The organism is Staphylococcus sp. GDY8P67P (assembly GCF_017892545.1).
GTDB lineage: Bacteria > Bacillota > Bacilli > Staphylococcales > Staphylococcaceae > Staphylococcus > Staphylococcus ureilyticus.
This window is the reverse complement of sequence record NZ_JAESLH010000010.1, coordinates 15,244-36,402: the sequence shown is the minus strand read 5'-3', so window position 1 is coordinate 36,402 and position 21,159 is coordinate 15,244. Positions and strand designations below refer to the sequence as shown.

Annotated in this window: 20 protein-coding genes; 14 read left to right on the top strand and 6 right to left on the bottom strand. The window is 32.4% G+C overall.

What is annotated here, in order from left to right; all coding sequences use genetic code 11:
* Positions 1 to 395: 395 nt before the first annotated feature.
* Positions 396 to 815: a PPC domain-containing DNA-binding protein gene (locus KA833_RS04150; RefSeq protein WP_046207371.1), complete on the bottom strand. Its 420-nt coding sequence runs from the start codon at positions 813 to 815 to the stop codon at positions 396 to 398.
* A 205-nt stretch (positions 816 to 1,020) separates the two neighbouring features.
* Between KA833_RS04150 and norA the strand changes: the two genes are divergently transcribed.
* From norA to KA833_RS04095, 11 genes are all read left to right on the top strand, one after another.
* Entirely contained in the window at positions 1,021 to 2,181 is a 1,161-nt protein-coding gene (gene norA / locus KA833_RS04145) for a multidrug efflux MFS transporter NorA (protein WP_210128519.1), read from the top strand.
* Between the two features lie 431 nt (positions 2,182 to 2,612).
* Positions 2,613 to 3,359 (top strand): hypothetical protein, encoded by a 747-nt coding sequence (locus KA833_RS04140; protein WP_046207373.1) that lies wholly within the window; start codon positions 2,613 to 2,615, stop codon positions 3,357 to 3,359.
* Between the two features lie 164 nt (positions 3,360 to 3,523).
* A complete protein-coding gene (galU, locus tag KA833_RS04135) occupies positions 3,524 to 4,396 on the top strand; it encodes a UTP--glucose-1-phosphate uridylyltransferase GalU (RefSeq protein WP_046207374.1) in 873 nt (290 codons plus the stop codon).
* A 75-nt stretch (positions 4,397 to 4,471) separates the two neighbouring features.
* Positions 4,472 to 4,951 (top strand): Cys-tRNA(Pro) deacylase, encoded by a 480-nt coding sequence (gene ybaK / locus KA833_RS04130; protein WP_210128520.1) that lies wholly within the window; start codon positions 4,472 to 4,474, stop codon positions 4,949 to 4,951.
* Between the two features lie 794 nt (positions 4,952 to 5,745).
* The gene (locus KA833_RS04125) at positions 5,746 to 6,504 is read left to right on the top strand and encodes a DeoR/GlpR family DNA-binding transcription regulator (RefSeq protein ID WP_046207377.1); all 759 of its coding nucleotides are present in this window, start codon (positions 5,746 to 5,748) and stop codon (positions 6,502 to 6,504) included.
* Positions 6,501 to 7,424, top strand: coding sequence for a 1-phosphofructokinase (gene pfkB, locus KA833_RS04120; protein ID WP_046207378.1), 924 nt, complete (start codon positions 6,501 to 6,503; stop codon positions 7,422 to 7,424). The genes KA833_RS04125 and pfkB overlap by 4 nt, the downstream gene beginning before the upstream one ends.
* A 1-nt stretch (position 7,425) precedes the next feature.
* Positions 7,426 to 9,363, top strand: coding sequence for a PTS fructose transporter subunit IIABC (locus KA833_RS04115; protein ID WP_210128521.1), 1,938 nt, complete (start codon positions 7,426 to 7,428; stop codon positions 9,361 to 9,363).
* A 170-nt stretch (positions 9,364 to 9,533) separates the two neighbouring features.
* Positions 9,534 to 10,694 (top strand): N-acetylglucosamine-6-phosphate deacetylase, encoded by a 1,161-nt coding sequence (gene nagA / locus KA833_RS04110; RefSeq protein ID WP_210128522.1) that lies wholly within the window; start codon positions 9,534 to 9,536, stop codon positions 10,692 to 10,694.
* Positions 10,695 to 10,992: 298 nt separating this feature from the next.
* Positions 10,993 to 12,345 carry a hemolysin family protein gene (locus tag KA833_RS04105; RefSeq protein ID WP_046207381.1) on the top strand — a complete coding sequence of 451 codons (1,353 nt, stop codon included), beginning with the start codon at positions 10,993 to 10,995 and terminating at the stop codon, positions 12,343 to 12,345.
* A gap of 255 nt (positions 12,346 to 12,600) precedes the next feature.
* Positions 12,601 to 13,440: an aldo/keto reductase gene (locus KA833_RS04100; protein ID WP_046207382.1), complete on the top strand. Its 840-nt coding sequence runs from the start codon at positions 12,601 to 12,603 to the stop codon at positions 13,438 to 13,440.
* Positions 13,441 to 13,967: 527 nt separating this feature from the next.
* The gene (locus KA833_RS04095; protein WP_064209530.1) at positions 13,968 to 15,068 is read left to right on the top strand and encodes a glycosyltransferase family 2 protein; all 1,101 of its coding nucleotides are present in this window, start codon (positions 13,968 to 13,970) and stop codon (positions 15,066 to 15,068) included.
* Between the two features lie 539 nt (positions 15,069 to 15,607).
* Here KA833_RS04095 and KA833_RS04090 read toward each other — a convergent pair.
* The 5 genes from KA833_RS04090 to queC all read right to left on the bottom strand — a co-directional run bounded on the left by KA833_RS04090 (position 15,608) and on the right by queC (position 18,569).
* Positions 15,608 to 15,862, bottom strand: coding sequence for a GlsB/YeaQ/YmgE family stress response membrane protein (locus KA833_RS04090; RefSeq protein ID WP_145381720.1), 255 nt, complete (start codon positions 15,860 to 15,862; stop codon positions 15,608 to 15,610).
* A gap of 63 nt (positions 15,863 to 15,925) precedes the next feature.
* Positions 15,926 to 16,519 carry a hypothetical protein gene (locus tag KA833_RS04085; RefSeq protein WP_070039048.1) on the bottom strand — a complete coding sequence of 198 codons (594 nt, stop codon included), beginning with the start codon at positions 16,517 to 16,519 and terminating at the stop codon, positions 15,926 to 15,928.
* A gap of 242 nt (positions 16,520 to 16,761) precedes the next feature.
* Complete coding sequence (gene queE, locus KA833_RS04080) at positions 16,762 to 17,478, bottom strand: 7-carboxy-7-deazaguanine synthase QueE (protein ID WP_107365389.1); 717 nt, start codon at positions 17,476 to 17,478, stop codon at positions 16,762 to 16,764.
* Positions 17,471 to 17,896: a 6-carboxytetrahydropterin synthase QueD gene (queD, locus tag KA833_RS04075; protein WP_210128523.1), complete on the bottom strand. Its 426-nt coding sequence runs from the start codon at positions 17,894 to 17,896 to the stop codon at positions 17,471 to 17,473. Before queD ends, queE begins: the two co-directional genes overlap by 8 nt.
* Position 17,897: 1 nt before the next feature.
* The gene (queC, locus tag KA833_RS04070; RefSeq protein WP_046207388.1) at positions 17,898 to 18,569 is read right to left on the bottom strand and encodes a 7-cyano-7-deazaguanine synthase QueC; all 672 of its coding nucleotides are present in this window, start codon (positions 18,567 to 18,569) and stop codon (positions 17,898 to 17,900) included.
* Positions 18,570 to 18,819: 250 nt separating this feature from the next.
* Here queC and KA833_RS04065 point away from each other — a divergent pair, with 250 nt between their 5' ends.
* From KA833_RS04065 to KA833_RS04055, 3 genes are read left to right on the top strand one after another with little or no spacing between them, the layout of a single operon-like run.
* Positions 18,820 to 19,413 (top strand): anthranilate synthase component II, encoded by a 594-nt coding sequence (locus KA833_RS04065; protein ID WP_210128524.1) that lies wholly within the window; start codon positions 18,820 to 18,822, stop codon positions 19,411 to 19,413.
* Entirely contained in the window at positions 19,397 to 20,536 is a 1,140-nt protein-coding gene (locus KA833_RS04060; protein WP_210128525.1) for a chorismate-binding protein, read from the top strand. Before KA833_RS04065 ends, KA833_RS04060 begins: the two co-directional genes overlap by 17 nt.
* Entirely contained in the window at positions 20,536 to 21,144 is a 609-nt protein-coding gene (locus KA833_RS04055; protein WP_192946453.1) for an aminotransferase class IV, read from the top strand. Before KA833_RS04060 ends, KA833_RS04055 begins: the two co-directional genes overlap by 1 nt.
* The last annotated feature ends 15 nt before the right edge of the window (positions 21,145 to 21,159 follow it).

Below are 21,159 nucleotides of genomic sequence, written 5' to 3'. Positions count from 1 at the left end.
TTTTTAAATTTTCCGTTTTTGAGCGATGAGGTTGTTTACTTTTAAAGTTTATTAGTATGATTTGGACTTGTAATTTCTCACAAATTCAAACTCAGAGCGTCAAGACGTTTCAAAATGGTAATCGATAAATGTTAGTACAAAAATAATTGAAGTGTGCTAGTTGGCAATATTAAAAGAATATATATACAGAAAAAACGTTAATTTCTATCTAATTTCAATAGAAATTAACGTTTATGCTTTAGCAAGAGCAAATAATGTTCATGTGTTTTGACTAAGATAGTTTAAATGTATACAAATAATTCCTGGCCTATATATAAATTGTATTTTTTGAAGTTAAACACAGTAAATGTTTTTATGGACTAATGATTCATTATTGTTAAATGGACACCAACAATTTACAAGTCTAATAAATTCAAGCCTATGTCTGCATTGTGTTTACGATTTATATCTAGGTTTGTCATTGTAATGACGATTTCTGCAGTAGCAGATACAACTGCTTTTGTTAAATGACCGCTTAATGTTTCATATTGGTTAGTACCAAAAGTTGCATGTAAATGTGCAAACGGCTTTTCATCAATATGAGAAATATTACCTAACAGGCTAATTAATTCTAAAGGTTCTTTAATTTCCTTTTTTTCATAGGTTTTAGTTTCTAAATTATAGAAATTTAATTCTACGTCGTCACAAGCTCCAATACCACTAACCGTTCCAAATTTACCGTTTTGCTCACGAGCAAGATCCGTTACAGCTTCAACAATATCTTCACCTTGCTCTAGAACTAATACGATAGTATTGCCATCTACTTGATATACCATTTGAAAACCTCCATTCAAATTAATACGTTAATATCATTATACAATTAATTATTTATGAGATGTATAATAGTGTTTGAAAATGTAAGTTTTTCTATTGTTTTTCTATAGGAAAATGTTATAGAATGTTCTAATATTATGCATTCCTCTAAATTAACGATTCAAAACAAGATGATTAAAAAATGTGTATAAGAATGGAGTGAGAAACGTGAATAAACAATTTTATATTTTATATTTTAATATCTTTTTAGTCTTTTTAGGTATCGGTTTGGTTGTACCAGTGTTACCCGTATACTTAAAAGATTTAGGTTTAAAAGGTAGTGACCTAGGAATTCTTGTTGCGGTCTTTGCACTCGCACAAATGATTATTTCACCATTTGGTGGTACGCTTGCAGATAAATTAGGTAAAAAATTAATTATTTGTATTGGGCTTGCACTTTTTGCGATTTCAGAATTCTTATTTGCCGCAAGCCACACGTTTTCTCTACTAATCGTTTCTAGAATATTAGGTGGGTTTAGTGCTGGAATGGTTATGCCTGGTGTTACAGGGATGATTGCTGATATTTCTATCGGAAGAGATAAAGCGAAGAATTTTGGTTATATGTCTGCAATCATTAATTCAGGTTTCATTTTAGGGCCTGGTTTAGGTGGATTACTAGCAGAAGTTTCACATAGATTACCGTTTTATGTGGCTGGTACAAGCGGTGTGATAGCGCTTATATTATCTATCACTTTAATTAAAAATCCAAAAAACGAAACGCAAGATGGTTTTACACATTATCAACCTGAATTATTGTCTAAAATAAATTGGAAAGTGTTTCTCACTCCAGTTATTTTAACACTTGTACTCGCATTTGGTTTGTCGGCGTTCGAAACATTATTCCCTTTATATACAGCTGATAAAGCACACTATTCACCTATAGATATCTCCTTTGCAATTACTGGTGGAGGCATTTTTGGTGCGATATTCCAAGTGTTTTTCTTTGATAAGTTTATGAAATACTTTGAAGAACTTACTTTCATTACTTATGCATTACTTTATTCAGCAATTATATTACTTGCGTTGACATTTATGCATAATTACTGGTCAATTATGATTATTAGTTTTATAGTATTTATTGGATTTGATATGATTCGACCAGCAAATACGAATTATTTTTCTAATATTGCTGGAAATCGCCAAGGATTTGCTGGTGGATTAAACTCGACCTTCACAAGCATGGGGAATTTTATAGGACCATTAGTAGCTGGTACATTATACGATATTAACTTTGAATTCCCACTTTATATGGCAATATTAGTAATGTTTATTGGTATGATAGTAATATTTATTGAGAAATCAATTCGAAATCGTCTAAAAAAATCATAAAATTAATAACGCAGACAAGTTACGATGCTTAAAACGAAATGCTATATATGACATGAGAAAATAAGTCACTATTCTATAAAAGGTAATTTAGATTTCTCACAAATAAACTAATATTAAAGGAGTAAGATATGAGATGGGAGTTACCAATTTAATTTCATATCTTACTCCTTTTTAATTTGAAAAATAAAGCAATTCAAACTTTAGAAATATGTTGATTTGTCATGTTAATACTCCTAATAGGTTTAAAAGGGGATGTATTTATTCATTTATAATTTCAAATATGACACGAATATTAAATTAAGTTGCATACGTAATATTCATGTTACAGAAATTACAATTGTTTTAAATTGTAGTCTATATAAGTTTTTTGTTAAATATTTGTGATAATATGTTGTTGTGATTATTAAAGAGAGATGATTAAGGGGATAAAGTTGAAGAATTTACTATTATCAATATTGGCTTTTCTATTAACATGCTGCTTCATATTTTTATTAGTATTAGTTACTAATCAACAAGTGCTAGCCAAAGTACATGAAACGATATCGAGTTATTCCGATACTAATAATACTGTTCAATCCAAAGCAAGCGCGGAAAAAACAGACTTCGAATCAAACGTGCCGAACGATAAAAAGCATGACGCGCAAAAAGAAAAGCCATATAATGCAAAAAACCATGAGCCGATAGCAAAATTAGCAACGCATGATTTGAATGATAAAGAGGCTGGAGAAATCAATTTGCCTCAATTTTCAGAAGCGCTAAATAAAGCGAAAAAAATGGTAGACAATGATAACCATTCTGAAAATAAATATAATGACTATGGTATTGATAGTACATGTGAGGGAACTTATTACTATATTTTTACTTTCGAAAATAAGCAACATCCCAAAACATATTATAGAGTCACTGTAGATCAAAATAATGAGGCAAGAATATTTGATGATGCTTATCAAGTTCAAAAACATCAAGACCAAGACAAACCGAGAATATCGCCTCATGAATCAGAAGTAATTGCTCAAAAATATGCAAAAGATGCACTAGGAAATAATGCTACCTTGAAAAAAGTTCAAACTTCAAAGCAAGGTATGTCTTATACATTTTATGATGCGGCAGCAAATAAAGAATATAAAGTTATTGTGAATAAATTGGGTGATGTCATACGTCAACCTGCATTAAAATAGGGAAATAAAAACATTCAACTTTTAGATACTATTGAAGTTGAATGTTTTTTAGTATCATAAAAAAGTATAAAGTTAAATGTATCGATGTTATTATTATATTAAGACTAAACTGATTTATATTTTGATGAATATTAAATTATTAAAAATTGAAAAGGATGAATGTTTTGAAAAAAATAAAAAAAGCAATTATACCTGCAGCAGGATTAGGTACAAGATTTCTTCCGGCAACAAAAGCTATGCCAAAAGAAATGCTACCAATTTTAGATAAACCAACGATTCAATACATTGTTGAGGAAGCGGCTCGTGCTGGTATTGAAGACATTATAATTGTGACTGGTAAACATAAACGAGCAATTGAAGATCATTTTGATAATCAAAAAGAATTAGAAATGATTTTAGAAGAAAAAGGAAAAACTGATTTATTAGAAAAAGTGAATTACTCTACCGAACTTGCTAATATTTTTTATGTAAGACAAAAAGAACAGAAAGGCTTAGGACATGCGATTTATTCAGCGCGTCAATTTATTGGGGATGAACCTTTTGCCGTATTATTAGGTGATGATATTGTTGAATCTACACAGCCAGCCATCAAACAATTGATGAATACATATGAAGAAACTGGTAAATCCGTAATCGGTGTTCAAGAAGTGGATGAAAACGATACGCATCGTTACGGTATTATTGACCCATTAAGTAAAAGCGGACGTCAATATGAAGTGAATCAATTTGTAGAAAAACCAAAACAAGGAACTGCACCTTCAAATCTAGCAATTATGGGGCGTTATGTGTTAACACCTGATATTTTTGAATATTTAGCAAATCAAGGTAAAGGTGCTGGTGGGGAGATTCAACTGACAGACGCTATTGAAAGAATGAATAAGGAAAGCCAAGTCTATGCCTATGATTTTGAAGGTGAGCGTTATGATGTTGGTGAAAAATTAGGTTTCGTTAAAACTACAATCGAATTCGCTTTAAAAGACCAAGAAATGAAAGCGGCGTTAACGCAATTTATTAAGCAACTTAATCTGGATGAATGATTTGTGATCAAGTTACTTTATAGATAGAAAATATTTTGATATACATGAAACATTTTAATCATATGAGGTATCGAAATGAAGCAAAAGAAAACGAATGCTATGCGAATGTTAGATCGTCAAAAGATAAACTATAGTGTCAATATTTATGAAATTTCAGATGAACATATAGATGGTACTGAAGTAGCAAATAAAGTAGGCATAGAGGATAAGTATGTTTATAAAACACTTGTTTTAGAAAATAGTGATCATCATCATTTTGTGTTTATTATTCCGGTAAGTGACACATTAGATATGAAAGCGGCGGCACATGCGGTAAATGAAAAGAAACTGCAATTAATGCCTTTAGATGATCTTAAAAAAGTAACAGGCTATATAAGAGGTGGTTGTTCACCGATTGGCATGAAAAAGCAATTTGAAACCGTTGTTGATGAGCAAGCAACAAGTATAGATTCACTTTATATTAGTGGCGGAGAGCGCGGGATACAGATTGAAATGGCAGTAGATGATTTGGTTGAAGTCACCAATGCAAAAGTGATGCACGTCACTCATCATTAACAACGCAAAAATAAATAAAATCACGAAATAGGCATGATTCCATTTCGTGATTATTTAGCAGGCAATAAGTAATTAAATATTTTTTGTAATTTTATAAAATTGAGTGTATTAATGATTTGAATCTTTATTCGAATTTTGCACTCTTTTTTTTATGCGTTTTTTAAATTGACGTTCTACAATCATTAAAAACGTAAGGCTCAATGTAAAAAATGTGAGAGCCATCGTTAGAACAAACATAGATTCTATTGGGAGTAACAGTAATATAAGTAGTACGATAAAGTTACTAATATATGCATATGTATAGAGTAAAATCATGGTCATTCGTATATATTTGTCGGATGTTTGACTAATAAATTGTAACAGGTTAAACGCCATTTGAAAAAACAACAAAATATATATTATCAAAGTTTGAAAAAACACAAAATCAGTTTTGAATTTTTCACTTATGTATATATTGAGCATCATTAAAATAGCAAAGATAATTGCGGTACTAATTCTGATTCGTCTTTCCCATTTTACTATAGATGATTTTTGCATAACTTCACGGCACTCCTCGTAAGAAATATGTGGAATAAAAAGATTGTGTTATACATTGTGCATTATAACGTAATGAGATGTATTATCAAGATACTCAAAATGGTTATTAATACATAGTTATGGAGCATAATTATTTATAAAAGGGTCAATCATCAAATTTTATTAGCTTTATATGATTGTTTTTGATTGTTTTTGACAATAAATGATTGAAAAAAGAAAGCGCAACCATTATAATGAAAATGAAATGAGGTGAAGGGATGATTACAGAAAAGCGCCAGGAGCTCATATTGACTGAATTGTCAAAAAAAGATTTTTTAACCTTGCAAGAATTAATAGACCGAACTGGATGTAGTGCTTCTACAATTCGCCGAGATTTATCCAAATTACAAAAAATTGGGAAGTTGAAAAGAGTACACGGTGGGGCAATGCTTAATGAATCATCTATTTTAGAACCTAATTTGGCAGATAAACGCGGTACAAATTTAAAGGAAAAACAAGAAATTGCTCGATTAGCAGCACTAGAAATAGAAGACAATGAATGTATTTTTATAGATGCTGGTTCAACTACACTTGAGATGATTCCTTATATTGATGCACAAAATATCATTGTAGTAACAAGTGGTTTGACGCATGTCGAAGAGTTAATTAAACATGGTATACGTACATTTATTTTAGGTGGAGAAATTAAATCGACAACATATGCGACAGTAGGTGCTAGCGCACTTGAAACGTTGAAAAGCTATCGTTTTGATAAAGTATTCCTTGGTATGAACGGTATTGATTTAAAATATGGTTTAACTACACCAGACGAGCAAGAAGCAATTATTAAAAAACACGCGATATATTTAGGTTCGAAAGCGTATGTTTTAGCTGATCATGATAAATACGACAAGGTGTATTTTGCACATGTGCCTGTCGAAACACAAGTTAGCATTGTTACTTCTAAAAAAGTAAAAGAGAGTGACATATTTAAGCAATATACTGAACATTATACATTTATTGGAGGTACACGATGATTTATACGGTAACTTTTAATCCCTCTATTGATTACATCATGTTTGCTGATGATTTTGAATTAAATGGATTAAACAGAGCGACAGAAACTTTTAAATTTGCTGGAGGTAAGGGTATCAATGTTTCAAGGGTATTGAAAACATTGAATGTCCCTTCAACAGCCTTAGGATTTGCAGGTGGATTTCCAGGTCAATTTATAGATGACACTTTAAAAAAAGCAGGTATTCAAACTGATTTTATAGAGATAGATGAAGATACGCGGATTAATGTAAAACTGAAAACTGGTGATGAAACAGAAATAAATGCACCAGGTCCAAATATTTCTCAAACACAATTTGAAAATCTACTCAGACAACTTAAACAAACTTCAAAAAAAGATATAGTAGTCGTGGCAGGAAGTATACCGAAAAGCGTCCCTAAAGATGCTTATGAACAAATTGCAAAAATCATAAAACAAACAGGTGCTCGATTAGTCGTAGATGCTGAAAAAGATTTAGTGGAATCCGTATTAAAATACAACCCACTATTTATTAAACCGAACAAACATGAATTAGAAGTGATGTTTGATACATCAATCAATTCTGACGAAGATGTTATCTATTACGCACAAGAAATTATGAAACAAGGAGCATCATCTGTGATTGTGTCACTTGGTGGTGAGGGCGCAATTTATGTTGATCATAAACATAGTTTGAAAGCGTCAGTACCTCATGGTCAAGTTGTCAATACAGTTGGTTCCGGTGATAGCACTGTTGCAGGCATGATAGCTGGTCTTGAAACAGGATTGACGATTGAAAACGCGTTTAAACAAGCGGTTTCTGCGGGGACAGCGACTGCTTTTAACGATGATTTAGCCTCATACAAAGCCATTGAAGATATTAAAGAACATGTGACAATTACGACGCTAAAAGGGAGTGAATGAGATGAGAATTACAGAGTTATTAACTCAAGAGACAATAGCTATGGATCTTTCATCAACTGATAAGAATGGTGTCATAGATGAATTAGTGAATCAACTAGATAAAGCAAACAAATTAAACGATGTATCAGTTTTTAAAGAAGCTATTTATAATCGTGAAGCGCAAAGTACCACAGGTATTGGAGAAGGTATTGCGATACCACATGCTAAAGTAGCTGCGGTAGATACGCCTGCTATCGCCTTTGGTAAATCTAAAGCGGGTGTGGATTATCAAAGTTTAGATATGCAACCGGCACATCTGTTCTTTATGATTGCTGCTCCAGAAGGTGGCGCACAAACACATTTAGATGCATTAGCAAAACTATCAGGTATTTTAATGGATGATAAAGTGCGAGAAGATTTACTAAATGCAACGTCTCCACAAGAAGTGTTACAAATCATTGATAAAGCTGATGATGAAGCTACAGAAGAAGTAGAAGAAGAAACCGAAAGTTCTGTCTCTTCAGCTGACACAAATGAACCCTATATATTAGCGGTTACTGCTTGTCCAACGGGCATAGCACATACTTATATGGCTCGCGATGCTTTGAAAAAACAAGCTGAAAAAATGGGCGTTAAAATAAAAGTAGAAACAAATGGATCTGGTGGTATAAAGAATCATCTCACAAATGAAGATATCGAACGTGCAACTGGCGTTATTGTAGCGGCAGATGTGCATGTTGAAACAGCGCGTTTTAATGGTAAGAATGTTGTTGAAGTACCAGTAGCTGACGGAATTAAACGCCCAGAAGAATTAATAAATATGGCTCAAGATACTTCTCGTAAACCGTTTGTAGCGAGTGCTAATTCAAGTAAAGCACAATCAGAAAGTAATGAAAAACAAGGTGTCGGTAAGACAATTTATAAACATTTGATGAACGGTGTTTCTAATATGCTACCACTTGTTATAGCTGGTGGTATTTTAATGGCTATTGTGTTCTTGTTTGGTGCAAACTCATTTGATCCAAAAAATTCAGATTACAATGCGTTCGCAGAACAATTGTGGAATATAGGTAACAAGAGCGCCTTTATGCTAATTATACCTATACTTGCTGGTTATATTGCACGCAGTATTGCAGACAAACCAGGTTTTGCTGCTGGTTTGGTTGGTGGTTTGTTAGCTAGTACAGGTGATTCTGGCTTTATCGGCGGCATTCTTGCAGGTTTCTTAGCAGGTTATTTAACATTAGGCATCAAAAAATTAACAAATGGTATGCCACAATCTCTAGAAGGTTTAAAACCAACTTTAATTTTCCCGGTATTCTCTGTTTCTATAACAGGTTTACTGATGATTTACGTTTTAAATCCTCCAGCATCTTGGTTAAATAATTTATTGCTGAATGGATTACAAAGTTTATCAGGTACTAACATTATGTTACTAGGTCTTGTTATTGGCGCGATGATGGCGATCGATATGGGTGGTCCATTTAATAAAGCAGCTTACGTATTCGCTGTAGCTGCATTGACAGAAGGTAATGCAGCACCAATTACAGCAGCGATGATTGGCGGTATGGTGCCACCGATTGCTATTGCCACAGCAATGTTACTGTTCCGTAAAAAATTCACAAAAGAACAAAAAGGGTCTATTGTTCCAAACTACGTGATGGGGCTATCCTTCATTACTGAAGGCGCAATTCCTTTTGCCGCAGCTGACCCTATTCGTGTAATCCCGTCTATGATGGTGGGTTCAGGTGTAGCAGGTGCAATTGCATTAGGCTTAGGGTCATCCATTCAAGCACCACATGGTGGTATTATTGTTATATTAGGAACAGACTTTAGTCACGTATTACAATCATTGATAGCAATCATTATCGGAGCTATCATAGCAGCAGTTATTTATGGTATGTTAAAACCAAAATTAACTAAAGATGAGATACAAAGTTCAGAAGCGATGAATGATTAAAATTATAGAGGTTCATAATGAAAACCAGAAGAAACTCATGATTGAGTGAAACTTCTGGTTTTTTTAATTATTTGCTTTTGAATATAATATAAGCGTTGAATTTGGTAAAATAAAATATAAGTGATTTAAGAAAATTTTAACCTAAAATAATTGAAAAGAAGGTAATATAAATGGTTGAATATGTAATTGAAAATGGACGAATATATACTGAAACTGAAACCATTGATTGCGGTTATATCATCATTAAATCTGGTAAAATTGCTGGTTTAGGTGTAGGAACGTATGAAGGTGATTTACAAACGATCGATGCACAAGGGCATCATATTCTACCTGGTTTTATTGATATTCATATGCATGGTGGCTATGGGGAAGATGCGATGGATGCATCGATGACGGGCTTAAAACATTTATCAGAATCATTGCTATCTGAAGGCACAACGAGTTATTTAGCAACTACAATGACACAATCAGATGAAAATATAACAAAGGCACTTAAAAATATTGCTACATATCAAACACAACAAGATACGAAAAATACAGCTGAAATTGTGGGTATCCATTTAGAAGGTCCGTTTATTTCTGAGCATAAGGTAGGGGCACAAAATCCTGGTTATGTCCAACGACCTTCAGTAGAAAAATTAAAATACTTCCAAAATATAGCGAATAATCACATCAAAGTCGTCACATTTGCACCTGAAGTCGATGGTGCTAAAGAAACGTTGGCAACTTTTAAAGATCAAATTATATTTTCAATTGGACATACGGTTGCGACATTTGATGAGAGCAATGAAGCGGTGGAAAACGGTGCCAAACATGTTACGCATTTATATAATGCAGGTACCCCGTTTGAACATAGAGAACCAGGTCTATTTGGTGCTGCGTGGGTTAATGAAAAATTAAACACTGAAGTTATCGTCGATGGGATTCATTCACATCCAGCTGCTGTAAATATTGCATATAAGCAAAAAGGCAATGAACATTTCTATTTAATTACAGATGCTATGAGAGCAAAAGGAATGCCGGATGGAGATTATGATTTAGGAGGTCAAAATGTCATCGTGAGAGGCTCAGAAGCACGTTTAGCTTCAGGAGCATTAGCGGGAAGTATTTTAAAAATGAATACTGGTTTGCATAATCTTATTAAATTTACAGGTGATACCCTAGATAATCTATGGCGTGTTACGAGCTTAAATCAGGCCATTGCTTTGAACATTGACGATAAAAAAGGTAGCTTAAAAACAGGTAAAGATGCTGATATTGTCATTGTGAACGATGATATTGAAGTTCAGACAACAATTAAAAATGGTGAAATCCATCATTTTATAAAATAAGCATTATTTTAAAGTATATAAACATTTTCAGAACAAAAGATGTAAAATTTAGAAAGTTGACGTGAAAGTGATTTTGCGTTTAAATGGTACATTAGGTGAATATAAAATTTTAATTTGTATAAATTACTTTCGAAATAAGTATTGTGATAAAATAAAAGAAATGCGTATTTTTAGGGAGGTGTTACAATGGGAAGGATTTAGCATATAAAACAAACTTAAGCAATCAAATCATATTTTATAAGCAGTCACCTATTGTGACACAAAATTTGGAGGTGAATCCCTAGAAATAGGGAACTAATTGGAAACAGTGACCATAATAAATTTAGTAATATTCTTTTTTTTAATAGCATTAACTACAGTCTTCGTAGGCTCAGAATTTGCATTAGTAAAGGTACGTACTACTAGGATTGAACAACTTGCAACAGAAGGCAATGGTAGTGCGCGTGTTGTTAAAAAAATGATTAAAAACCTAGACTATTACTTATCAGCATGTCAATTGGGTATTACAGTGACATCTTTAGGATTAGGTTGGTTAGGTGAACCAACATTTAACAAGTTGCTACACCCATTATTTGAATTAATCCATTTACCTGAAGCACTGACGACAACTATTTCATTTATCGTAGCATTTATCATTGTGACATATCTACATGTTGTTTTGGGTGAGTTAGCACCAAAAACACTTGCTATCCAATATACTGAAAAATTAGCATTGGTTTACGCTAGACCGCTATATTATTTCGGATTTGTAATGAAACCATTAATTTGGTTAATGAATGGTTCAGCAAGAATGATTATTCGTATGTTTGGTGTGGATCCTGATGCAAATAATGATGCCATGTCAGAAGAAGAAATAAAAATTATTATAAATAATAGTTATAATGGTGGAGAAATTAATCAAACAGAATTAGCATATATGCAAAATATTTTTTCATTTGATGAAAGACATGCCAAGGATATCATGGTACCGCGTACACAAATGGTTACATTAAATGAACCGTTTAATGTAGATGAACTATTAGAAACGATTAAGGAACATCAATTCACACGTTACCCAATTACAGAAGATGGCGATAAAGACCATGTTAAAGGGTTTATTAATGTAAAAGAATTTTTAACAGAGTATGCTTCTGGTAAACCGATGAAAGCAAGTAACTATATCCATGATTTACCAATGATTTCTGAAACAACTAGGATTAGTGATGCGCTTATTAGAATGCAGCGTGAACATGTTCACATTAGCTTGATTATCGATGAATATGGTGGTACTGCAGGTATTTTAACGATGGAAGATATCTTAGAAGAAATCGTCGGTGAAATTCGTGATGAGTTTGATGATGATGAAGTCAATGATGTTGTAAGACTAAGTGATAATAAATACCAAATTAACGGTAGAGTGTTATTAGATGATTTAAATGATCAATTTGGTATTGAATTTGAAGATTCTGAAGATATAGATACAATTGGTGGCTGGTTACAGGCACATAATACTAATTTACAACCCAATGATTATGTAGATACACAATATGATCGTTGGATTATATCAGAAGTGGATAATCATCAAATTATCAATGTTATCTTAGAATTTGAATATCATGAAACACGTCCAACTCCAGAAGAAGATGAAGACGAAGAAAGCAATGATAATTAAGCTATGAGTATGATGCACTAGCAATGTTGAAATTTTTAGCATAGTAATCATCATTTGCTGACAAGATATCAACATATGTTTTGCACCACTCGCATATTACTTGTATGATAAAATATAAGTAGGTATTGCAAAAACTGGGACATCATTGAATGTTCCAGTTTTTTTATAATTATCTTTATAGAAAAGCTAAATGCATAACGTGTTTTTATGTAAAATTGAAAATATATTGATATTAAAAATGAGGAGGATAAGTGTATGTTAGAAGATACATATTATTTAAATAATGGTTATCCTATGCCAAAAGTTGGTTTAGGTGTGTATAAAATCACTGATGAGGAAATGGAAAATGCTGTATCTAGCGCTTTAGATATTGGTTACCGTGCTTTTGATACAGCTTACTTTTATAAAAATGAAATTGCATTAGGCAATGCTTTAAAAAAATCTGATGTACCACGTTCTGAATTATTTATTACATCAAAGATATGGAATGATTATCAAGGATATGATAAAACAATTGAATTTTTTACAAAATCTATAGAGAATTTAGGTACTGATTATCTAGATTTATTTTTAATACATTGGCCATGTGAGGAAGATGGACTTTTTATTGAAACGTATAAAGCGATGGAAAAATTATATAGAGATGGTCGAATCCGTGCCATTGGGGTATGTAACTTTAAACAACATCATTTAGAAAAATTGATGGCAGAGACAGAAATTACGCCTGCTGTGAACCAAGTGGAGGTACACCCTTATTTCAATCAGCATGAGCTACAAGATTTTTGTGATAAGCATGATATTGCAGTGACAGCTTGGATGCCACTCATGAGAAACCAAGGTTTACTTGAACATCCTATCATTGTTGATATTGCCGAACGTTATAGTAAAACACCTGCACAAATCGTGTTGCGTTGGCATTTAGCACATAACCGTTTAATTATACCAAAGTCTAAAACACCTAAACGTATTAAAGAAAATTATGATATTTTTGATTTTAGTTTAGAATTAACGGATATTGCTGAGATTGATAATCTAAATCGAGATGCGCGCCAAGGTAAAGATCCTGATAAAGTGCGTATAGGCGATTTAAAGTAATGATCTAAAATAGCAAAATTTAGCTTTGTTTATAAAAATTTGAAGTGAAAGATAGCTGAAAATGGAGAAGTAGTTGCAAAATCAAGGCTTATTTTTTAGTAGTTTCTTCAAAAAAAGGTGAACGTTAAATATTTTAAATAACGTAGGATAGAGCATAGTGTTCATGACACTTGTTTCTCTATCCTACTTTTTTAATTTTACGAATATATGGTTTTATTTCCTTTTCTGACAAATAGTTGATAAACTAAATGGACAATGTTACAACTTTTTACAAAAAAGATATTGAACAATATTTATATGTATATATGCTCTACATTATCATAAAAATTTAAAAACTAAATTTTAGTGTTTCTTAATGACACGAATTATTGGTATTATCTATTTCAAAATTTTTTAAAAGAGTGTAAGTTTTATAATTGATTATTAAGGAAATATAAAAATTGTGTAAACCTAAATGAAAAGAATGGCGAAATAACTGTAAATATTGGTAAAGTAAAATTGAAGTAATTGAAATGAAGGTGTTTATTATGCATATAAGAGTTATAGTGCCATGTTATAACGAAGGTGAAGTAATATTAAAAACATACCACAAGTTAACTGAAATATTAGATGAAGATAGTCTTAACCGTCACTATAACTATGATTTGCTATTTGTAGATGATGGTAGTCAAGATAAAACGATTAATTATATTCAAGAAATGGCAGCACAGGATGAACATGTAAAATATATTTCATTTAGTAGGAATTTTGGTAAGGAATCAGCAATGATTGCCGGTTTCCAACACAGTGTGGAATGTGATGCTGTTGTGATGATTGATGCTGATTTACAGCACCCGCCAGAGCTTATACCACAGATGATAGATAGTTATTTGGATGGCTATGATCAAGTCGTCGCAAAACGAGATAGAACAGGTGAAAAACGTTCAAGAAAATTTTTAACGCAATGCTATTACAAAGTGATTAATCATTTTGTCGAGGATATTAAACTAGAAGACGGTGTTGGAGATTTTAGATTGCTTAGTCAACGCGCGTTACACTCATTAACATCGTTAAATGAATATAATCGTTTTTCAAAAGGGTTATATGAATGGATTGGCTATAATACTAAAGTTTTTACTTATGAAAATGTTGAAAGAGAAGAAGGTACATCGAAATGGTCATTTGGTAAATTATTGAACTATGGTATAGATGGCTTAATCTCATTTAATAATAAACCATTACGCGCTATGATTTATTTAGGACTAATTGTATTTTTTGTGAGTCTACTTTATATTATATTTAGTTTTGGAAATATTATGATTAATGGTGTGAAAACACCAGGGTACTTTTCAACAATTGCAGCTATTTTATTACTTGGAGGTATCCAACTGATTTCAATCGGTATTGTAGGCGAATATATCGGTAGGATATATTATGAAGTAAAACAGCGACCAAAATATATTGTTCAAGTATCTAATTTAAAGCCGGTAGACAAAACGAAAGGGTTGGACTCTGAATTAGAAATGTCTGAATATCCAGAAGAAGCGGAAGAACAAAATAAAAACAGTATAAATAGAGAAGAACATTTTTATGTACCCTCTCATAAGGTTAAAACTGAAAAGAATAAAACACTTGTTAAACATAGATAATCACTGCCCTCAGGTTATGCTAAAAGCGTAGTCTGGGGGTTTCGTTTATTAAAAAATTGAGTTTAATTGTGCATGGTTGTCCGAGGAGGTGATTTGAGCCTGTGTCTTTCGGCATATCAATCTAAAGCATTATCACATTACAAAATTGTATAAGAGCCAAATTAGTTAAATACTCTTAAAAGCAAAAATAAAAATGTTATAGTCAAAGAAATTTTGATACAGAAGTAATGTTTAGTTTTATAAAGGTTGTTTTAGATTTTAGGTTATTGTTGAGCCCGTACACACAAAGTTAAAATAACAACTAAAGATGATACGAATGACATTTTAAAAAAGATAGATCATAAATCCTCATGATAATAACACTTTAAAAAACAAAAAACGTCAATTTCTAAAGTATCTCAATAGAAATTGACGCTTATTTTTGGTTGAGATTTTAGTATTCCTGAGTGCTTTCGCTATTTAGTCATCTTCTGACGATATAGAAACGATGTCATTAAGTTTCAGGAATTTCTTTTAAAACTAAAAAATTAACAAACCATTTATTTTTTACGTAATTTTCCCAATATAAATGATGCAAAGGCAACAAGAATAATTGTTCCAATTAGTGCAGGGAAGATAGCGATACCGCCTAAATGCCAACCCCAATCACCTAATATCCATGAACCTAATGCAGAACCTACGATACCAGCAATGATATTTCCTAAAATACCTCCAGGGATATCTTTACCGACGATACCACCAGCAATCCAGCCGATTAAACCGCCGACAATTAGCATAATAATAAATCCAAACATAAGCATACCTCCTTTTTAAATAGCATAATCAATTATTACATACCACAAAATATAATTTGCTAATCATTTTTTTGAAAAAAATATATTCTGCCATAATAAAAAAAGTAAGAATAATAAATGTACAATTATAAAGGCATACCAATAAGGTGTTAATAAAGGCATGATTGTAAAAGATAATACAATAATAATTTGGCCAATCACTACTGGTTTGCGAATACGATTCAAGATTTTAATTTGTTCTTTTTCATGTGTTTGGAATGTACTATAGAACAATAAAGTTGCACCTATGAGAAAAATAGCTGGAGCTAAATATGGAATGGACATATAGTAAGAATCTTTACTTGTATCGTATGAAAGGATTAAAGATGTACTCATGATAATCGTTAAAATAAAACCAATAAATTTTTGATCAGTTATGACATATGTTTTTGTTTTTTTATTGAGATACAATTGCAACAATGTCCAAATAATTAAATGGGTGCAAGTATAAAATGTTATGTAATCGTATTTACCAACAAGGACTAAATTAATGATACTATTAATGGTTATTGATAAAAGTATAGAGCTAAACTTAAGTTGTTTGAAATTCTGACGATATAAATCAATACCGAGTATGATTGCTACCGTAGCTATATTTATGATTATATTTATTAGCATGTTGCTCTCCTAACCTAGATACTTCACTGCAACATTATATCAATTAAGTTAGATTTAATCATTTAATAACAGTTGATGTTTTAAAAAATTATAAGTCATTATCTGACATATTGTAAAATTGTTATTATTTTAAATAATTATATTTACAGTGACAATCATTGCTATGTTTTATGTACAAAGTAAAAACCGGTTTATTGTATAGACAAAGAGCATTATACAACGAACCGGTTCATTGACTCAATTTAAACACCTTTTTTATTACTCCAAAGTAAAGTATGTAATTGAGGTAATACATATACATTATTCATATCGCTACTATCCATGACACGATTCACAAGGGCTTCATATAATGAAAGTAACTTTTCTGTGTGAGATTCAACATATTCTCCGTCTAGGTATGGATTACCAACTTGTAAATAAAATGGCACGTTAGGATATCTATGATGAATCATTTTGGCAAATTCAAAGTCCTCATCATTGAAAATAACTACTTTAAGATTGAGTGTTTCTGGCTTACATTTAGCAATAACATCATCTAAAATAGGTAAATTTGGTTTCATCATTGAGCTAGGTGGTTTTGGACTAATTGTTAAATCATCAATTTGTGTCATCCATGGTTGGAATTTACTGCCTTGTGTTTCTAGGGCGCTTTGTATGCCTTTGTCTTCGAATAAATCGACTAATGTTTGAATGCCTTTTATTAAAGCTGGATTGCCTCCTGAAATTGTTACGTGATTAAATGATTCACCTGCAATGTCATATAATTGCGCATAAATTTCTGTAGCATCCATCATGCGTATTTCTTCTTTTGCACTGCCATCCCATGTAAAACTAGAGTCACACCAACTGCAACGGTAATCACATCCGGCTGTACGTACAAACATGGTTTTGCGGCCGATGACACGACCTTCACCTTGTATCGTTGGACCAAAAATTTCAAGCACAGGTATTTTACTCATGGTTTGGCTCCTTTGGTCGATATATGACATAACTTGTTGGTGTTTCTCTGACGTAAACTTGCAAGCATTGTGGTTTGTTTGGCCTTTGGTTTAATGAAGACTGAACCATCTCATATATTGTTTGTGCCACAATTTCAGTTGAAGGACTTTTACCCTCAAATTGAGGTAAGTCATTTAATAATTGATGGTCAAATTGACCGTGTACGAGTTGTTTCAATTCACTAAAATTCACTAAAAACCCATTATGGTCTACGGTATCTCCACCGATTGTTAAGTTGACAAAGTAAGTATGTCCATGCGTACGCATGCATTTTCCAGCGTCTTCACTTGGAATATAATGTGCGGCTGAAAAATTAAAATCCTTATTAAGTTCAAATTGGTAATTGTGGTTAACACTAGGGTAATTTTGTTGGAACATATTAATTCGCTCCTTTTTCTTCTAGATAAGCATTAAGACCGCGTGCGCGTAGTTTACAGGCAGGACATTCGCCACATCCTTCGCCAATAATCCCGTTATAACAAGTTAACGTTCGCTTTCGAACGTATTCTAATACACCGAGTTCATCGCTTAAAGCCCACGTTTGTTTTTTATCCAGCCACATTAACGGCGTGTGAATAACGAAATCTTTATCCATAGAGAGGGAAAGTGTAACGTTCATTGACTTAATAAAGCTATCTCGACAATCAGGGTAGCCAGAAAAGTCTGTTTCACATACACCCGTGATAATATGTTTAGTATTTGTCTGATATGCTAGGGCGCCAGCAAAAGATAAGAACAGCAAGTTACGTGCAGGCACAAACGTGTTTGGCATACCACTATCTCCTTCATTTATATCCATATCATGTTGTGTCAATGCGTTAGGAGTGAGTTGAGATAATAGGGACATGTCAAGTATATGGTGCTCGACTGCTTGTTCTTGAGCGATTTGTTTTGCAACCTGAATTTCTGTATCGTGCCTTTGTCCATATTCAAAAGTTACTAAGACAACTTCATCAAAATGTTTTTTTGCCCAAAATAAACAGGTTGTACTATCTTGGCCACCGCTAAATACTACGATGGCTTTATTATTGTTTAATGGCTGTTGTGTCATTATAGTTTACACTCCTTAAAATATCGTGCTAGCTTTGCCATATAAAACTGATGACGCCATAAAAAAACGCCTATCTCTATAAAAAGATAGACGTCGTTCAAGTGTCTAGTTTTTTATAGAGGGTGTCAGCTAGAAACCTCTGTTACATTTATACCGTGACTAGAATAATACATTTAAGCTGTAAAATCAAGTTGAGATTTGGGATAATAACTATATTAGAATAATATATAACTACAAATGAGGTGATTCAATGTTACTTGTAATCGATAATAAAGACTCATTTACGTATAATATCGTGGACTATCTCAAACAATGTTATACAGGGACAATCAAAGTGGTTGATGTGGATGAGATTGATATAGACAAGCTCATCAATATGAAACCATTGGCGATTATCATATCGCCAGGACCAGGAACGCCGTCAGATTATCCGATTTTAAATGAAGTCATCACACAATTTATGAATAATGTACCAATTTTAGGGGTATGCTTGGGATTCCAACAAATTATTACTTATTTTGGGGGACGTATTGTAAAGAATCATAAGCCTATCCATGGCCATACAACTTCAATTACCCACACGGGCAAAGGTATTTTCAAAGATTTACCAAAATCATTTAATGTAATGCGTTATCATTCATTAATGGCAGACATACATACATTTCCTGTTGAGCTAAACGTCACAGCAACCAATGATAAAGGAATAATTATGGCCTGTGAGCACCGAGAATATGCTATTTATGGTGTCCAATATCATCCTGAATCGTTTTTGAGTGAATATGGTATCGAACAAATTAAATTATTTATTGAAAGTGTGGAGGCGCATCATGCAAGTAAAATTTAATTACCAATATTATATAAATGAAACACAAACCGAAACGTATCAATATCTATTTAAAGAATGTTTGAGTAAAAAAATAGCATATCAAATGCAGGATGTTGGAGAAGTCATTCGATTTGCTGAATTACATCAATGTAAAGGTAAATATGTGGCGTTATACTTACCATATGAAGCGGCAAGTTATTTTAATAATCAGTTAGCAACGATAACGCCTAAAGGTATATTTGTGTATGCTGCTGCATATGTATTTGAATCAGTACACGATGACTTAAATGAACAAGCTTTGGCATATCAGCGTAAATATAATTTTAAATTTCAATATAGACATGCGCGCATGATTGATCATATTAAACAAGTGCAAAAAGCGATTGTAGAAGGTAATACATACCAAGTTAATTATACAACCAGATTGAGTGATGACGTAAAAGGACCGATTTCTGAACTTTATCATGTACTTCAGGGCGGAAATCATGGTCATTATTCTGCTCTGATTGATACAAAAGAAGTTCAAATAGCATCATTATCCCCAGAGCTATTTTTTCAATTTGGCCCATTTAAAAATCAATCCAATATTGTATTAAGTAAGCCGATGAAAGGAACAATAGCCAGAGGAGAAACAGAATTAGAAGATAAGGCACATTTTGAAAAACTTAGAAACTCTAACAAAGATAGGGCAGAAAATGTCATGATTGTTGATTTATTACGGAATGATATAAGTAGAGTAGCCAACACTGGCACAGTTAAAGTATATCAACCGTTTCGTATTGAAAGGTATCAAACGGTGTATCAAATGACATCTATGGTTACTGGGCAGTTAGCAAACCATGTGAGTTTAGCGCAAGTATTAGAAGCTATTTTCCCTTGTGGTTCAATTACCGGCGCGCCGAAAGTAAACACAATGAAATATATTAAACAATTAGAGCAAACACCAAGAAATGGCTATTGCGGAACTATTGGTTTATTGTTACCTGATGGGAAAGCTATTTTCAATGTACCTATTCGTACGATTCAATATATTAATGGGAAAGCTGTATACGGGGTTGGTGCAGGTATTACCATTGATTCCAACCCAGAATCTGAAGTGCAAGAATTCATCGATAAGACTAAAATTTTGGAGAGATTATAATGCAGTTATTTGAAACATTACGATTAGACTCAGGCAAATTTTTAAGGTTGAGATATCATTTTGACAGGATAAAACATTCAGCAAATCAATTTCAAATGACATTCGATGATAATCAATGGCATGAAACGATTTCTGAAATTAAAAACCATTATTTTACAGGAACGTATAGAGTGAAAATTATTTTATATCCCAATGGCATTTTTAAATATGAAGTTGCTGAATTACCTCAAAAAGATAGCTTTACAGCAAAAATTGTACCATTAACCCAAATTCAAGATAAACGCATACTTACGAATAAAACGACAAATAGAGATCATTTAGCACATAATCACGAAACTGACCTCATTTTACTTTATGACGAATCAGGAAAAATATTAGAATTTGATATTGGAAATATTATGATCAAAGAAGGAGATCATTATTATACGCCAGTATTTAATGATGATTTTTTAAAAGGATGTAAGAGACAAGAATTAATAGATGAAGGTGAATTAATAGAAAAAGATTATAGTTTGGCAACATTTAAGCAAAAGTTAAGGCAAAATCAAATTCAAGTTTTTCTGATAAATAGTTTAAGAGAGGTTGCCGATGTTGCAATAAATCTATAGAATATAGAAAGTATA

What these genes read in the sequence shown, in the direction of transcription:
- KA833_RS04150 (WP_046207371.1), bottom strand. Translation starts at nt 815, where the DNA reads ATGGTATATCAAGTAGATGGCAATACTATCGTATTAGTTCTAGAGCAA.
- ybaK (WP_210128520.1), top strand. Translation starts at nt 4,472, where the DNA reads ATGAAGCAAAAGAAAACGAATGCTATGCGAATGTTAGATCGTCAAAAG.
- KA833_RS04125 (WP_046207377.1), top strand. Translation starts at nt 5,746, where the DNA reads ATGATTACAGAAAAGCGCCAGGAGCTCATATTGACTGAATTGTCAAAA.
- pfkB (WP_046207378.1), top strand. Translation starts at nt 6,501, where the DNA reads ATGATTTATACGGTAACTTTTAATCCCTCTATTGATTACATCATGTTT.
- KA833_RS04115 (WP_210128521.1), top strand. Translation starts at nt 7,426, where the DNA reads ATGAGAATTACAGAGTTATTAACTCAAGAGACAATAGCTATGGATCTT.
- nagA (WP_210128522.1), top strand. Translation starts at nt 9,534, where the DNA reads ATGGTTGAATATGTAATTGAAAATGGACGAATATATACTGAAACTGAA.
- KA833_RS04100 (WP_046207382.1), top strand. Translation starts at nt 12,601, where the DNA reads ATGTTAGAAGATACATATTATTTAAATAATGGTTATCCTATGCCAAAA.
- KA833_RS04095 (WP_064209530.1), top strand. Translation starts at nt 13,968, where the DNA reads ATGCATATAAGAGTTATAGTGCCATGTTATAACGAAGGTGAAGTAATA.
- KA833_RS04090 (WP_145381720.1), bottom strand. Translation starts at nt 15,862, where the DNA reads ATGTTTGGATTTATTATTATGCTAATTGTCGGCGGTTTAATCGGCTGG.
- KA833_RS04085 (WP_070039048.1), bottom strand. Translation starts at nt 16,519, where the DNA reads ATGCTAATAAATATAATCATAAATATAGCTACGGTAGCAATCATACTC.
- queE (WP_107365389.1), bottom strand. Translation starts at nt 17,478, where the DNA reads ATGAGTAAAATACCTGTGCTTGAAATTTTTGGTCCAACGATACAAGGT.
- queD (WP_210128523.1), bottom strand. Translation starts at nt 17,896, where the DNA reads ATGTTCCAACAAAATTACCCTAGTGTTAACCACAATTACCAATTTGAA.
- queC (WP_046207388.1), bottom strand. Translation starts at nt 18,569, where the DNA reads ATGACACAACAGCCATTAAACAATAATAAAGCCATCGTAGTATTTAGC.
- KA833_RS04065 (WP_210128524.1), top strand. Translation starts at nt 18,820, where the DNA reads ATGTTACTTGTAATCGATAATAAAGACTCATTTACGTATAATATCGTG.
- KA833_RS04060 (WP_210128525.1), top strand. Translation starts at nt 19,397, where the DNA reads ATGCAAGTAAAATTTAATTACCAATATTATATAAATGAAACACAAACC.
- KA833_RS04055 (WP_192946453.1), top strand. Translation starts at nt 20,536, where the DNA reads ATGCAGTTATTTGAAACATTACGATTAGACTCAGGCAAATTTTTAAGG.